The sequence below is a fragment of the Lutibacter sp. genome (genome assembly GCF_041555395.1).
Classification (GTDB): domain Bacteria; phylum Bacteroidota; class Bacteroidia; order Flavobacteriales; family Flavobacteriaceae; genus Lutibacter.
The window spans coordinates 19,041-34,358 of record NZ_JBFFKM010000016.1 but is presented as its reverse complement, the minus strand read 5'-3'; the positions used below and the strand labels follow the sequence as shown (position 1 = coordinate 34,358).

Genomic DNA, 15,318 nt, shown 5'->3' with positions numbered 1-15,318 from the left:
TTATATGGATGTTGCAGGTGACCAATTGAAAAACGATAAATATAAACACATGAAATATATAATCATAGTGCTTGCCTTTTTGGCAATGTCTTGTAATAACAAGGCAGAAGATGCACACGCACACAATGCCGATGGTAGTCACCTGGGTGAAGAAATTCCTCGATTAGACCATACCATATGGACGGATAAAACCGAATTATTTGTAGAGTTCCCTGCCTTAATAGTGGGTAACCCAAGTCGTTTCGCAGCTCATTTTACTGTATTAGATAAGCACCAACCAGTTAGTGAGGGTTCGGTAACAGTAAGTTTGATAAAAGACGGTAAAGGCATACGCAACACTGTTGATGCACCTTCATCACCAGGCATATTTTCGCCCACAATTCAACCTAAAGAAGCAGGAACTTACCAACTTGTTTTTGAATTAAAAACACCTGAATATTCTGATAAAATCACAATAGATGGTATTACTGTTTTTGCCAATACTGAAGAGGCTATAAAAGTTTTAGGTACTGCCGAAGATGATGGAAGCATTTCATTTTTGAAAGAACAAGCATGGAAAATTGATTTTCAAACTGCCCCTGTGGTTTCTGGTAAAATTTACGATGTGATTAACACTTCTGGTGTTTGGATGCCATCACCAGGTTCTGTAAAATCATTAGTCGCTAAATCAAACGGAGTTGTTGATTTTGCGGTTAGCAATCTTACAGAAGGTGCACAAGTGAAACAAGGCCAGTTATTAATGAATTTAAGCAGTAGGGGTTTGTCATCTAATAATTTGAGTACTGAAATTGCCAATGCAAAGGCAAATTTTGAACAGTCAAGGGCGGATTACGAACGTAAAAAGGAATTATACGAATCAAAAATTATCTCAAAAGCTGAATTTGAAAAGGTTGAAAGTAACTACTCAATTGCAAAATCTAATTATCAAACCCTGTCATCAGGGGTTTCAGGAGGAAGTAAACAGATTCGTGCACCTTTTAATGGCTTCATTAAATCCATTAACATTTCTAATGGCGATTATGTAGAACAAGGAGTTGCACTGCTAGTTATTGGAACGAATCAATCCAAAGTATTAAAAACCCAAATTGCACCAAATTACGGACTAACAATGGAAAATATGCAAGGCATTTGGTATCAAACTAAAGATGGTCATTGGACAAATGTAACAAAAGATGGAGGAGCAATACTTTCAATTAGTAAAGATGTAGATCGTGAAAAACCATTGATTTCAGTTTTTGCGCAAGTAAATGCAGCTATAAATATGCCGGAAGGAAGTTTGACACAAGTGCAAATTGCGATGGGAAATGCTATTCAAAAAACAATGATTCCTGTTAATGCTTTATTGGAGGACTACGGTAGTTATTCAGTAATGGTTCAGCTTTCAGGTGAAAGTTTTGAAAGGCGATCTGTAAAAATTGGCAAACGAAATGGCGAAAATGTAGAAATACTCCAAGGATTAGAAGTAGGCGAAGTGGTAGTTACAACAGGAACATATCAAGTTAAAATGGCTTCAATGTCGGGTTCAACACCTGCACACGGTCACGAACATTAATAATTAAATGAATTTTGAATTGAAAATTTTAAATGATGAATAAAGAAAAAGACAATATCATTTTAACCAAGTCCTTTGAGTTTGCTTTGGATATTATGAGCTATATAAGCAAATGAAGGCTCAAAATGAGTATGTGCTTTCTAAACAAATATTAAGAAGTGGCACAAGCATAGGTGCAAATGTTGAGGAGGCGATGGCAGGCTTTAGTAAGCGTGATTTTATTCATAAAATGTCAATTTCGTCAAAGGAGGCGCGTGAGACAAAATACTGGTTAAGACTTATCCAACATAGTCAAATTGTGGATGTAGAAATTTCAAGTATGTTGGCTCAAGTAGAAGAATTGATTAGAATCCTTACTTCTATTGTTAAAACGTCTCAAGACTCAATTCAAAATTGACAATTCAACATTAAAAATTAATAAAATATGTTAAACAAAATATTATCAATTTCACTTCAAAATAGACTACTCATTCTATTGGGATCGGTTGCATTGAGTATGTTGGGTATGTACTATGCTCGCACAATGAACGTAGATGTGTTCCCAGACCTTACAGCACCTACAGTAACCATTCTTACAGAAGCGCACGGAATGGAATCTGAAGAAGTAGAAAAATTAGTCACCTATCAACTTGAAACAGCCTTAAACGGCTCACCAAATGTGCGAAGAATACGTTCTTCATCTGCAGCAGGAATTTCAATTGTTTGGGTAGAATTTGAATGGGGAACAGATATTTATCGGGCACGTCAAATTGTAAATGAACGCATTCCAATGGTTCGGGAAAATTTACCCGAAGGTATTGGAGCACCAACTATGGCACCTATTTCATCCATTATGGGAGAAATAATGCTCTTGGGCGTAACGTCCGATAGTCTATCGCCAATGGAATTAAGAACCTTGTCCGATTGGACAATTAGACCACGTATAAAAGCAATTGGTGGTATTGCCAATGTAGTAGTTATTGGTGGCGATTATAAACAATACCAAGTATTTGCCAATCCTGAAAAGATGAAGCATTACAATGTAAGTCTTACTGAATTGGTAAAACACGTTAAGGAAGCCAATGTAAATGCACCTGGTGGTATTATCAATCAATATGGTAATGAGTATATTATTAAAGGAAGTGGTAGAGCGTATGCTTTAGATGATTTACAGGAAGCTGTCTTAAAACAAGTCAACGGTCAAACCATCAAAATAAAAGATGTGGCAACCGTTAAAATTGGTGCTTCCGATAAAATTGGGGATGGTTCTTTAAATGCAAATCCTGCGATTATTTTAACTGTTTCAAAACAACCCGATGTTAACACATTGGAATTAACAGACCGGTTGGATGAAGCTATTGCCGATTTAGAAAAAACATTGCCAAAGGGTGTCAATATCAAAAGTCATATTTTTAGACAATCCGATTTTATTAAGGCTTCTATAAGTAATTTGAATCAAACTTTGTTAGAAGGTGCCTTTTTTGTAATGATAATCTTATTCATCTTTTTAATGAATTGGAGAACTACGCTTATTTCATTACTGGCAATTCCAATTTCATTATTGGTATCAATCATCATCTTAAAATGGTTGGGTTATACCATTAATACAATGAGTTTAGGTGGAATGGCAATCGCGATTGGTGCGTTGGTTGATGATGCTATTATTGATGTAGAGAATGTGTATAAACGCTTACGTGAAAACATTAGAAAGCCAAAAGATGAACGCGAATCTACCTTAACAGTGGTACGTGATGCTTCCGTAGAAATAAGAAGTTCTATCATTATTGCAACCTTGATTATCATCGTGTCTTTTATCCCTCTGTTCTTTTTAAGCGGTATGGAAGGGCGTTTGCTAAAACCATTAGGGATCGCATTTGTAACTTCGGTATTAACATCATTAATTGTTGCAGTAACTGTAACACCAATATTGTGTTCCTACTTATTGAATGATGAAAAGCTATTAACTAAAAGAGCTGAAGGCACAAAAGTAGAACGTTGGTTGCAAAAACACTATGCTCATATATTACAACGTGCAGTAAAAATTCCTAAAACAGTTATTGGTGTAACGGTAGTAGTGTTTATCATTAGCCTTTTCGTTTTAACACAATTAGGAAGAAGCTTTTTACCAGAATTTAATGAGGGTTCTTTGGTAATTAGTGTTGTAGGTCCACCGGGAATGTCTTTAGAAGAAAGCAACAAAACAGGAAAATTAATAGAACAAATTTTATTGGATTTACCTGAAGTGGAAGTTGTTACCCGAAGACAAGGTCGTGCCGAATTGGATGAACACGCACAAGGTGTAAATGCAGCAGAAATTGATGTGCCATTTATTTTGAAGGACAAAACCAAAGAAGAATTCTTTGAAGAAGTCCGAAGTAAATTAAGTATCGCTCCAGGAGTAAATATTACTTTAGGGCAACCCATTGCACACCGTATAGACCATATGCTTTCTGGAACACGCGCTAATATCGCCATTAAAATATTCGGTTCAGATTTACAGAGATTGTTTGAAGTTGGTAAAAGCGTGGAGCAAAATATCAAAGATATTGAAGGATTAGCTGATGTTGCGGTAGACCAACAAATTGAAGTGCCACAAATTCGTATCAAACCAAAACGCCAAATTTTATCGGCTTATGGAATGACTGTCGGTGATTTAATGGAGCAAGTAGATATTGCTTTTGCAGGTGAAGAAGCAGGCGAAATTTATGAAGGTCAGCAGTATTTTGATTTGGTAGTTAGATACGAAAAACCATTTAGAGATGATATTGAAAACATCACAAATACTTTAATCAGTCTTCCAAATGGTGGTCAAACAACATTAGGTGAACTGGCAACGGTTGCTTCGGTAAGTAGTCCAAATACCATCAACCGTGAAGATGTACAGCGTAAAATAGTTGTGGCGGCTAATGTACAAGGGAGAGATTTGCGAAGTGCAGTAAACGAAATAAAGGAGGTTGTTGCAAATAATGTAACAATGCCTGAAGGCTACCGTGTGCAATATGGCGGACAGTTTGAAAGCGAATCCAAAGCTTCTCAATTACTTTTAGTAACCGCAATTATTGCCATAGCCATTATATTTCTATTGTTGTATTACGAATTTAAAGATGTAAAACTGGCGTTTGTGGTCTTAATAAATCTGCCATTGGCCTTAATTGGTGGAATCTTGATTGTGTATTTTACTTCAGGAATTATCAGTATAGCGGCAACTATTGGTTTCATTAGTTTGTTTGGAATTGCAACTCGTAACGGTATTTTATTAGTATCTCGTTATGAAGATTTAAGGAAAGAAGGAATGCAAGGGTTTCAGTTGATAAAAACAGGAGCTTTAGACAGATTAAACCCAATTTTAATGACAGCCTTTACCACAGGTTTAGCATTAATACCATTAGCCTTAAAAGGAGGAGAGCCCGGTAGCGAAATACAAAGTCCAATGGCCGTAGTTATATTAGGCGGATTATTATCGGCTACAATTTTAAATTTGGTAGTAATTCCTTGTGTGTATCAACTGGTGATTGTAAAACGAAAGTATGATTAACATTTTGAAAGTAAAATAATAAGGAAGTAGGCTACATATATCCCGATAGCTATCGGGATATATGTAGCTTTTTTTTCCAGCACGCCATTAGCTATTATATAATTATAACTATGATTGATTCAACCATTGTGGAATTTCGCCAGCGCGCCATCTTTCTTGATTATAGCTTCAGCCACTGGCTAAACCAACAATACAAAATGTACTATAATGTTAGCGTTATGTTACTTTGCTTTGGTTAAAAGCAACCTGTAAATTTTCATATTATGAAAAGTTTTATACCAAAAAGTTACTTCTACAATGTTAATACAACACTTATTATACGAAACGACAAAAGGAGGGAAGTGTAATGTGTGTGGAATGGATAATAATCTAAATTTATCACTTTTAAAATAAATAATGATATTTCAGTTCAAAAGTGATAATATCTCAAAATCCACTTTTAATAAAATTTGGGAAACTTCAAAATCTTGGAAATATCCCGAGAAAACCGTGTGTAAGTCAATTGGAGTTGGAACAGTTAGTAATTATATAGAATACTTGAAAGAGTTAGGAATAAAAAGGGAATTTATTCTTTCTATGCCTCAATACTTTGTTTTGGGACTTTGAACAAAAGAATAATACCTATTAAAAAGAATATAAATAAAAACAAAATGGAGTTTCTCATACTTCCCGTAATTTGATCAATTATCCCAAAAATTAACATTCCTATTACAATTCCTATCTTTTCAGCGACATCAAAAAAGCTGAAATAAGAAGTTGTATCTGCTGTTTTTGGTAAAAATTTAGAGTATGTGGAACGGGACAATGATTGAATGCCTCCCATGACGAAACCAACCAAACTGGCCGTAATATAAAATTGAACAGGAGTTTCAACAAAGTAACCATAGAAACACAAGGACATCCAGACCATATTTATACCAATTAAAGTGTTGATATTCCCAAATTTAGCGGATGATCTTGAAGTTAAAATCGCTCCAAAAACGGCCACAATCTGAATAATTAAGATACTCACAATCAATCCCATAGTTTTTTCACTCTGACTTCCCCAGTTTATCTCTTGTTCACCAAAATAAGCAGCTACTAACATAATGGTTTGAACAGCCATACTATACACAAAAAAAGCATTTAAAAATCGTTTCAACCTTAAATTATGAGTCAAACTCTTCCAAACAAATTTTAATTCATTTATACCATTAAAAATAACATTTCTTTTTATTTTATTCCCTGTTGGAACTCCTTTCGGCAAATGATAAAATGAATACTGGCTAAATAAGACCCACCATAAGCCTACCGTAATAAAAGAAGTACGCATAGCTAAAATAGAGGCCGCATTCCTTTCTGCTTCAGTCGTTCCAATATCAAAACCAAACCATTCAGGTTTCATTACCATGGCTAAGTTTAATATCAATAAAGTAACACTACCTATATACCCCATGCTAAAGCCTTTGGCACTTATTTTATCTTGTTGTTCTTCAAACGCAATATCAGGTAAATAAGAATTATAAAATACCAAACTACCCCAATACCCTAAAAGGCCAAAAAAATAAAAAAGCAAGCTTAAATAAATATAGTCCAAACTAAACCAGTATAAACCAAAACACCCAAAGGACCCTAAATAACAAAAAAACCGCATGAACATTTTTTTATTACCAACATAATCGGCTATTCCAGAAAGTAGAGGAGATGTAAAGGCCACTACTAGAAATGTAAAGGCGGTAACAAAAGAAATTAATGCCGTATTTTTTAATTGAACTCCAAAAATATCCACTTTATTATCATCAATAAAATTTAAGGTTCCATAAAAAATGGGGAAAATTGTTGATGCAATAGTAAGCGTATACACTGAATTTGCCCAATCATAAAAAGCCCATGCATTTAATAATTTTTTACTGCCTTTTTTTAAATCACCCATAATAAAAAAAGCTACTTTTATACAGCAGCTTCTAAAGTAAACAAATTATTTGTTATAAGTCATAAATCATAGGCATCCTAAATAGTGACTTTTTTAGGGTATACCATAAAATAGGATTCAAAACGTTTTAGTATTGGGTGCATTTTTTCTGAGTATAGCACATACTGGCACTTGTCAATACTTTGAGTGATCGACATCAGCGCATTATAAGCTGTTTTTTGAACTAAAAACTCAGCGTCATCAACACTAAATATCATTAATTGAGAGGTGCCTACACCGTTTGATAAGAACAATTTATTCATTGTTTCTGGTGTGGAAATAAGAATATCTACACCTTCAAAGATTTCTGATTTTTGCAAATCAAGATAAACATGTTCAAGCCCTACATAAACTCGTAACGAATTATGTTGCGTATACGTTAAAAAAGCATCATATAATTCTAAGGCTCTTTCCTTATTTTCTACAAGAACTATAGCCCTTGGAAGCGTTCCAACTGCCTCATATTTTAATTTTTGCAAGGTAGTAAGTATAAGCGTAGTTGTTTTTCCACTATCTTTTGCAGCGGTGCAATAAACATTGGATCCACTTTTTATTACAGGAATACTCTTGCTCTGAAAAGGAGTAGGTGTTACTATTTCGAGATACTCTAGCTTCTCTTGTATATCAGAATGTAATTTTTTAAAAGGCATAAGAATTAAAGAAATAAGTATTTTGTGTCGTATTTATAATTAGGGCAAATATACTACCTGCAATTGAAATAAATGAGGGAAGTTACTTTTTCTATTATCTAAAAAGCAATCGAGCAATTTTAAGCGAACAATTTCAAATCTGTAATTTAACATTAATGTACACCAATTTATCAACTATAAAAGAGAATTTAGCATAATGGCAAATTATAATTACAAATTAAGTATTAAAGCCACTTAACGAGAATCGCATATTTAAAACTTTCTTAACCTAAGTACAGAATATCGTAAAGAAATTTAAGGCTTATGGGATATTTAGCACAATCACAATAGACGATAATAACTATTAAATTGGCTAAACCTTTGGAATTTGGCCAACGCGCCATCTTTCTTGATTATAGCTTCAGCCACTGGCTAAACCCATAATACAAAATGTACTATAATTTATATTATGTTAAATAGGATATTTGAAAACCCAAACAGTCATTAATTGAATACCTTACCTATTTGCTTCTTTTGCATGACCAAAGTTGTCATAGCACGCTTATTATGGACTATGGTCGTTTTTACGTTTTCCAATAATGAGATGCTGTATTTCGTTTGTATATCATCAAGAATTTTCTGTGTTAATAAAAACCGGGTTGAGCCATCAAGCATTTCGTAAACACCAGCACTTATTAATTTAACGCGGTTTTCCATTCCAAAATTTGAAGCGATTCTAATAAATAAAGTTCCCTGAGGTTTCAATATTCTAAGTAATTCTTCAAACATAATGTAAAAATGGTTTAAATCTGCGGCAAAATGCAATACAGCAACGCAAATCACATGATCAAAACTATTTGATTCATAAGGCATTTTCTCTACAGTTCCCTGAATAAAATTTTCTTGTTGAAGCTTATACAATTCTATACACTGGTTCACTCGTTCCATATTTGGATCAATGCCATATATTTTAAAACCGGCTTGATAAAACCATTTTAAGTTTCGGCCATTACCGCAACCGACATCTAAAATCTTAGCTTTCGGTTGATAACGATCTTTTAAAATCTGATCCAAAATATAAATATCAACGTCTTTAATATGTTCCTTTAGTGATTGTATGTTCATATGTTTCATTTTTTACCCTGCAAATTACAAATTCTTATTTACAGATCAATTTAAACTATTAAAGTATCACATAATCATAAATTCAATTGCTGTACATTTGCAAAATGTTAAAAAGGAGTCCATCCCAATTTGAATTCATAGCACTCATGGCATCTTTGATGTCTATTGTCGCATTGGCCATAGACGCATTACTGCCTGCTTTAGAATATATTGGGATCTCTATTGGCATCACTCAAGTTGTTGACAATCAATTATTAATCACCATGATTTTCCTGGGACTTGGTCTTGGTCCGCTATTTTTTGGTCCAATATCAGACAGTTTAGGCAGAAAACCCATTGTTTATATGGGATTTGGTTTGTTTATCATTGCCAGTTTTATCTGTGTGTTTTCTGAAAGTCTGGAAATGATGATTTTAGGAAGAATTTTACAGGGAATTGGGCTTTCAGCACCAAGAACTATCAGTATTGCCATGGTTCGTGATACCTATAGCGGTGATTATATGGCACGTATTATGTCGTTTATTACGGTTGTATTTATTTTTGTACCTATCATTGCTCCTGCTTTGGGTAAATTTGTGCTGGATCACTACAATTGGCAGGCTATCTTTTATATTCAGCTAATATTCAGCGTATTGGTTTCATTTTGGTTTTGGAAAAGACAACCTGAAACTTTGGACAAAGCGCACCGTGTAAAATTAACAAACCATATTTTTGTGAACGGCTTCAAAGAAATTATGAAAGCCAAAAGAACGATTGGTTTTACCGTTATTGCCGGTTTTGTAACGGGTTCTTTTATGGTTTATTTAAGTACCGCCCAACAAATTTTTCAGATCCAATATGATTTAAAAGAACAGTTTCCGTATATATTTGCCGGATTGGCAATTGCCATTGGTTCCGCCACTTTTTTAAACGGAACACTGGTTATCAAATATGGAATGGAAAAAATGGTGACCGTTTCATTGAGCGCATTTTTTGGCGTTTCTCTTCTTTACATTGTATTATTTCATGGTGCAGCAAACCCCAATGTTGGTGTTTTGTTGTCTTTCTTCGCCATGCAATTTTTTGCTATCGGATTTTTATTTGGAAATTTAAGAGCTTTGGCTATGGAACCTGTTGGTCATATTGCAGGGATTGGCGCGGCAATTACCGGATTTATTTCTACTATGATGGCTGTTCCTATGAGTATTTTTATAGGCAGATTCGTTTCCGATACGGCCTTGCCTATATTTTATGGATTTTTATTTTGCAGCTCATTGGCGCTTCTTGTGTTGGTTTATTTAAAAGTATATACAAAAAATGTTGATCCTAATGTTATTGAGAATAAGCTTTAAGTCGGTTTGAGATCTTTAAAAAAAACAGAAGGCACTTCCTCCTATTAATTTGCGGTTTTTACTCAATAACGCTAATTATCTCACAAAATCAACTAAACTTTTTAATTAATACGCGCCCCAATTATAGTTCTTTTTGTAACTTTAAGTAAATTTAAAATACACGCTACATGAAAAAATCATTTCAAGAAATAGTCAATCATGAGGTTCCTGTTTTAGTCGATTTTTATGCAGATTGGTGTGCTCCGTGTAAAAATATGGCTCCTGTTTTAAAACAATTAAAAGGGGAATTAAAAGACAAGGTTCGTATTATCAAAATTAATATTGATACAAATCAATCATTGGCAGCACATTATCAAGTTCAGGGAGTACCAACTTTTATGGTGTTTAAGCACGGAAAACAAACTTGGCGACAATCCGGAATGCAAACTGTTTCGCAATTAAAACAAGCGATTGGATCTAACTAATTTGAGGTATTATTGAGATTGTTGCACTGAAAAACTGGTTAATTGTTCGTTTTCAAATTTCACGGCAAATTCCAAAGGATTACAGCATACTTCACAATCTTCAATATAAATTTGATTTGTTACTGAGGTATCCAATAATATAGAAACTTCTTCCCAACAATAAGGACACTGAAAAAAATGTTCTTCCATAAGTATTTAATTTTAAATTATCTAAAAAGCATTAATAATGCTCCCACAGCAGTTACAACCATAATAAATTTACGATATACTTCATTGTTTAATAATTTAACAAGCATCACACCGGTAAAAAAGCCTATTAAAATTCCAGGAATCAAAAATAAATTGAGCAAAAGCGTTTCAGTAGTAACTGTTTTCCATACAAAAATATGGAAAGGCAGTTTAAATACATTGATAATTAAAAACAGCCAGGCTGCAGTTCCTATAAATTCGTTTTTAGGCAAGCGAATGGCTAAAAAAAAGACATTGACAAAAGAGCCCGCCAAGTTTCCAATCATGGATGTAATTCCCGATAAAAGTCCCATACTGCTGGCGAACAACCAATGTTTTGGAACTCCTATTTTCTTTTTTTGATCCATCCAAACCATCATAATCACCGTTATAATAATAAAAATGGCCATAACCTGTTTAAATAATTTCTCAGAAATGTCATTTCCAAACCACACCCCTATCAATACACCTAAAATCATAGTAGGCAATAATTTCAACAATAACTTCCACTGTGTATCTCTATGATAATATACAACGGCTAAGATATCAACAACAATCATTAAAGGGATTAAGATCCCTGTAGAAGCTTTTCCACCAAATACGATAGCCATTAAAGTAACGATAAGTACGCCTATTCCTTTAATTCCTGCTTTTCCCATGCCCAGTAATAATGCTGCTAAAAAGGCCAAAAACCAGTTTAACCACGATAATTGGGGTTGAATAACGATGTCAATGATGTCTTGCAATTCTTATAATTTAAGGGGTGTAAGTTAGGTATAATTCATATTAATTGATGAGGCGTTTTATTGTTTAATTGAATAGTTTATTAATTATTATGCACTACAAATAAATTTGAAGATTTGATTCGTTTAAATTTTAAACAAAAAAAAGCCCGAAACAAATTGTTTCGGGCTTTTTCAGTGCAATGGGGTTATTAGTTTTGGCCAGCTTCTTTTTTAGCATCATCAATCATTTTGTCATTTGGAACGATTGCGATATTTACCCTACGGTTTTGAGCGCGACCTTCAGCTGTATCATTGTCAGCAATTGGTTGATCCTCACCAAACCAAGTGGTTGTAAAACGTCCTGAACTCAATCCTTTATTATTCACAAAGTAATTGGTTACTGCATAAGCTCTTTTTTCAGAAAGCGTCATATTGTATGATGCTGAACCAGAACTGTCTGTATGTCCAACCACAAGTACATCTGTATCAGGATATTCTTTTAAAATATTTGCTAATTTGGTAAGCAATACTTCGGAAGTCGCATTGATATTGTATTTTTCAGTTTCAAAATGAACACCACTATTTTCATCAAATGTTACCAAAATACCATCATCAATACGTTCAACTTTAGCTCCAGGAATTTCTTCCTCAATTTTTTGAGCTTGTTTGTCCATTTTATTTCCAATAAGTACTCCTGCAGTTCCGCCAACAACACCACCAATAACGGCACCAAGCTCTCCTCCACTACCTTTTTTACCTGTGTTATTTCCTATAATAGCGCCCAATATAGCACCTCCGGCAGTTCCGATTACGGCACCTTTTTGAGCGTTATTTGCGTTTTTGGTAGCTTCACAACTACTTAGGCCGGCTACAAGTACTACTGTTAGGGCCACTAATGCTGTTTTTTTAAAGAATGTTCTCATTATTCGTTTATTTTATTAAAGTTCATATAAATTTTAAAAGCTTTACCTTCTAATGAAACGGTCTGTTCCCATATCATAGTAGTTTCTGTCAATTGTGTCAACTGAAGTCTGAAACCTGCATTGTCTTCAGAATTTTGTTTTGCATCCGTTGGTTTTAACAAGAAATCATAAAGTCCGGTAGTGGCATCAATTTCCTGAATGGTAAAATTGAAATTACGTTCACCGGTTGGTACACAATGTGCATCATTAATGGTGTATATCCCGGTATTGTTATTCGGAATAAAACGCCATGTACTTCCTATGAAACATTCTTTGGAAGCGTCATTAAATAAGGTTACATCAAATGTTCCCGGTTCACTATAAGAAATTTGGCTTAATGACCAATATCCTTTAATTACTTTTTTGGACTGTATAACCGTTTTTGGAGTTCCACAAGAAATGACCATGGAAGCTAAAAGTACAAATACTATTATTTTTTTCATCTTATGATTGTTTTTAAATGTTGAAATTATATACTGCAAAGTTGCGAAATAATAAGTTTAATAAAGTTACATATTTTTTGTTATTAGTTGCAAAATTCACACATCTTTAATGTTAAAGATGTATTAAAATAGCTGTAATCGTTAAGAATTACGCTTTATTAGGGTCTTTCCTGATAAAATAACAAGCACATTATAACCATCCTTTTTACGCGTATATTTGCAACATGAAAATTGAAATTCTTTTTGAAGACAACCATATTATCATTGTAAATAAACCCAACAATGTGCTTATTCACAATTCCTATTATGCGCGAAATATTAAAGACGAAACCTTATTAGATTTGCTTTACGCGCAATTCGGATTCCATTTTTATCCTGTTCACAGGTTGGACAGGAAAACATCGGGCATTTTAATGTTGGCAAAGCAAAAAGAAAATGTTTCTGTGTTTCAGGAGTTATTTAACGCCAATCAAATTCAAAAAACCTATTTGGGAATTGTTCGCGGATTTGTAGATTTATCAGTTTCAATAACCTCTCCGGTTAAAAATCCTGATACCAATGTATATAAAGATGCGGAAACATTTTGTGAACCCATTCATACAAAACTTCTTGATATTCCGGTAATTCCTTATGAAAATTCACGTTACAGTCTGGTTAAATTAACGCCATCAACAGGAAGAATGCACCAATTAAGAATCCACATGAACAAGATCAGCCATCCTATCGTTGGTGATTACAAATATGGAGATCGATTTCACAACAGAATGTTTGAAAATGAATTTGACTGTGAAAATTTATTCTTACACGCATATTCACTTCATTTTACGCAACCTATATCCGATGAGGTTATTGACTTAACGGCGATGCTGCCAAATGACTGGGGAAAAGTTTTTAAAATATTTGATTGGGATTTTTAGCAAATAATAAACCGTTTTCAATCTTCAATTCTTGCACTTTCTCTTTTTATATATTTATAAACTGAATGTCATTTAAATGGAGTATCATCCCATATCCCATTAATAATACCCTCATAAACAGCAAAATGATTTATAAAAATTATTACTCCTATTTGTATAGTGCATCATTGTAATCCCCAATATTAAAATCATTGGTGTTTATTAAACATTTTCTTATTATACCATACAAAATTTCAAAAAACTGAAAGATTGAAAACGGAATTATTAAAAAAAACCGTTTTCAAATTCTGGTTTATACAGACCTGCTGCTTGAAAATTTTATGTAAACACACTAAGTAAGGTTTCATTTCACCCCAAATAAAACAACCCTGTTTTTAGCTGTGTTTTAATATATTATTAACATCTTATGTTTTTCAATTGTCACGTCCACAATGTATTAAACCATAATTTGTTTTTAACTCACATAAAAATTTCAAAGAACCAAAAGTTGAAAACGGCATATAAATTAATTATACTTTACACTGTGCCTGCGCATAATTATAGGTTATACATAACCCAATAATGTGCTCGGCAAGTAATTCCTTTAGAAAATTTTGTTCAATTTCAATAAACTCAATTTCTGAAATCCATTGTTGGGCTTTGGAGTGTAAACGCTCGATAGTGATTTCAAAATTTGTAGTTTTTTCTTTTTAGGTCAACTGATTTCTTTCCATTTTTCCCATATTTAGGTTAAAGAATCCGGAAAGTGTTAACTTCGCGGATTTTGAGAAGAAAATTAGCTTATTTCAATTATTTTTTTCTTTTCTCCAGTTTTTGAAGCTTCTAATTTTTCTAAATGAATTAACAATACACCGTTCTCATAATTCGCTTTAATTTTATTTTTGAGATCTACACTTTTTGGCAAAGTGAAAGTTCTGTTAAATGAATTACAGGAAAACTCCTTACGAGAATAATTTTCCTCTTTTTCTTCCATTTCCCTCTTACTTTCAGCCGAAATTGTTAAAATATCATCAGAAATTGAAACTTCAAAATCTTTTTTTGTAAAGCCTGGCGCAGCAACTTCAATTTCAAAGTCTTTATTGTGTTCTTTTACATTAACTGCTGGCATCCAGTTGTCTCTTTGAAATAAATCTTCGGTCAACATGTTGTCAGTAATGTCTGAAATTTCAGGAAACATTCTGTCAAATATTGGAAGACGTCTGTTAAATTGTACTAATGACATAACTAAATAATTTAATGGTTAATAATGAGCAAATTTATTCTTAAGGTATTATGATTACAATGATGCTCATCATTACAAGCAATGATAGATATCAGTTTATACCACCAAATTTATAGTTTTAAAATTTTTTATTTTTAAAGTTGACTGAACAAGGAAAAAACAGCTGTAAATAATTTAGCTCCTTAAAGTTAATTAGGGAGAAATATAAATAAAGTAGAAAAAAATGACTTATTTCATATGATGAAAATCAAATTT

14 protein-coding genes are annotated in these 15,318 nt (G+C 33.3%); 6 read left to right on the top strand and 8 right to left on the bottom strand.

The window, feature by feature from the left end; translation table 11 throughout:
• The first annotated feature begins 49 nt into the window (after window positions 1-49).
• The 3 genes from ABY285_RS05450 (at window position 50) to ABY285_RS05440 (ending at window position 5,066) form a co-directional block, all read left to right on the top strand.
• Window positions 50-1,552, top strand: a complete 1,503-nt coding sequence (locus ABY285_RS05450; protein WP_372767836.1) for an efflux RND transporter periplasmic adaptor subunit — start codon at window positions 50-52, stop codon at window positions 1,550-1,552.
• Window positions 1,553-1,664: 112 nt separating this feature from the next.
• Window positions 1,665-1,949, top strand: coding sequence for a four helix bundle protein (locus tag ABY285_RS05445; protein ID WP_372767834.1), 285 nt, complete (start codon window positions 1,665-1,667; stop codon window positions 1,947-1,949).
• Between the two features lie 27 nt (window positions 1,950-1,976).
• Window positions 1,977-5,066 (top strand): efflux RND transporter permease subunit, encoded by a 3,090-nt coding sequence (locus tag ABY285_RS05440; protein WP_372767832.1) that lies wholly within the window; start codon window positions 1,977-1,979, stop codon window positions 5,064-5,066.
• A 574-nt stretch (window positions 5,067-5,640) separates the two neighbouring features.
• On the opposite strand, the gene ABY285_RS05435 is transcribed toward ABY285_RS05440, so the two are convergent.
• From ABY285_RS05435 to ABY285_RS05425, 3 genes are all read right to left on the bottom strand, one after another.
• Entirely contained in the window at window positions 5,641-6,978 is a 1,338-nt protein-coding gene (locus ABY285_RS05435) for an MFS transporter (protein ID WP_372767830.1), read from the bottom strand.
• A 77-nt stretch (window positions 6,979-7,055) separates the two neighbouring features.
• Window positions 7,056-7,667, bottom strand: coding sequence for a DEAD/DEAH box helicase (locus ABY285_RS05430; protein WP_372767828.1), 612 nt, complete (start codon window positions 7,665-7,667; stop codon window positions 7,056-7,058).
• 483 nt (window positions 7,668-8,150) lie between these two features.
• The gene (locus tag ABY285_RS05425) at window positions 8,151-8,771 is read right to left on the bottom strand and encodes a class I SAM-dependent methyltransferase (RefSeq protein WP_372767826.1); all 621 of its coding nucleotides are present in this window, start codon (window positions 8,769-8,771) and stop codon (window positions 8,151-8,153) included.
• 104 nt (window positions 8,772-8,875) lie between these two features.
• Here ABY285_RS05425 and ABY285_RS05420 point away from each other — a divergent pair, with 104 nt between their 5' ends.
• Both ABY285_RS05420 and trxA read left to right on the top strand, forming a co-directional pair.
• Entirely contained in the window at window positions 8,876-10,102 is a 1,227-nt protein-coding gene (locus ABY285_RS05420) for a multidrug effflux MFS transporter (protein ID WP_372767824.1), read from the top strand.
• 167 nt (window positions 10,103-10,269) lie between these two features.
• Window positions 10,270-10,566: a thioredoxin gene (gene trxA, locus ABY285_RS05415; RefSeq protein ID WP_372767822.1), complete on the top strand. Its 297-nt coding sequence runs from the start codon at window positions 10,270-10,272 to the stop codon at window positions 10,564-10,566.
• 9 nt (window positions 10,567-10,575) lie between these two features.
• Here trxA and ABY285_RS05410 read toward each other — a convergent pair whose 3' ends face one another.
• The 4 genes from ABY285_RS05410 to ABY285_RS05395 form a co-directional block, all read right to left on the bottom strand.
• Entirely contained in the window at window positions 10,576-10,755 is a 180-nt protein-coding gene (locus ABY285_RS05410) for a CPXCG motif-containing cysteine-rich protein (protein WP_372767820.1), read from the bottom strand.
• A gap of 17 nt (window positions 10,756-10,772) precedes the next feature.
• On the bottom strand, window positions 10,773-11,540 hold the full coding sequence (locus ABY285_RS05405) for a sulfite exporter TauE/SafE family protein (protein WP_372767818.1): 768 nt from the start codon (window positions 11,538-11,540) through the stop codon (window positions 10,773-10,775).
• 188 nt (window positions 11,541-11,728) lie between these two features.
• On the bottom strand, window positions 11,729-12,442 hold the full coding sequence (locus ABY285_RS05400) for an OmpA family protein (protein WP_372767816.1): 714 nt from the start codon (window positions 12,440-12,442) through the stop codon (window positions 11,729-11,731).
• Window positions 12,442-12,924 carry a lipocalin family protein gene (locus tag ABY285_RS05395; protein WP_372767814.1) on the bottom strand — a complete coding sequence of 161 codons (483 nt, stop codon included), beginning with the start codon at window positions 12,922-12,924 and terminating at the stop codon, window positions 12,442-12,444. Before ABY285_RS05395 ends, ABY285_RS05400 begins: the two co-directional genes overlap by 1 nt.
• Before the next feature lie 224 nt (window positions 12,925-13,148).
• On the opposite strand from ABY285_RS05395, the gene ABY285_RS05390 reads away from it, so the two are divergent.
• The gene (locus ABY285_RS05390; protein WP_372767812.1) at window positions 13,149-13,841 is read left to right on the top strand and encodes a pseudouridine synthase; all 693 of its coding nucleotides are present in this window, start codon (window positions 13,149-13,151) and stop codon (window positions 13,839-13,841) included.
• Window positions 13,842-14,616: 775 nt separating this feature from the next.
• Here ABY285_RS05390 and ABY285_RS05385 read toward each other — a convergent pair.
• The gene (locus ABY285_RS05385) at window positions 14,617-15,063 is read right to left on the bottom strand and encodes an Hsp20/alpha crystallin family protein (RefSeq protein WP_372767810.1); all 447 of its coding nucleotides are present in this window, start codon (window positions 15,061-15,063) and stop codon (window positions 14,617-14,619) included.
• Between the last annotated feature and the right edge of the window lie 255 nt (window positions 15,064-15,318).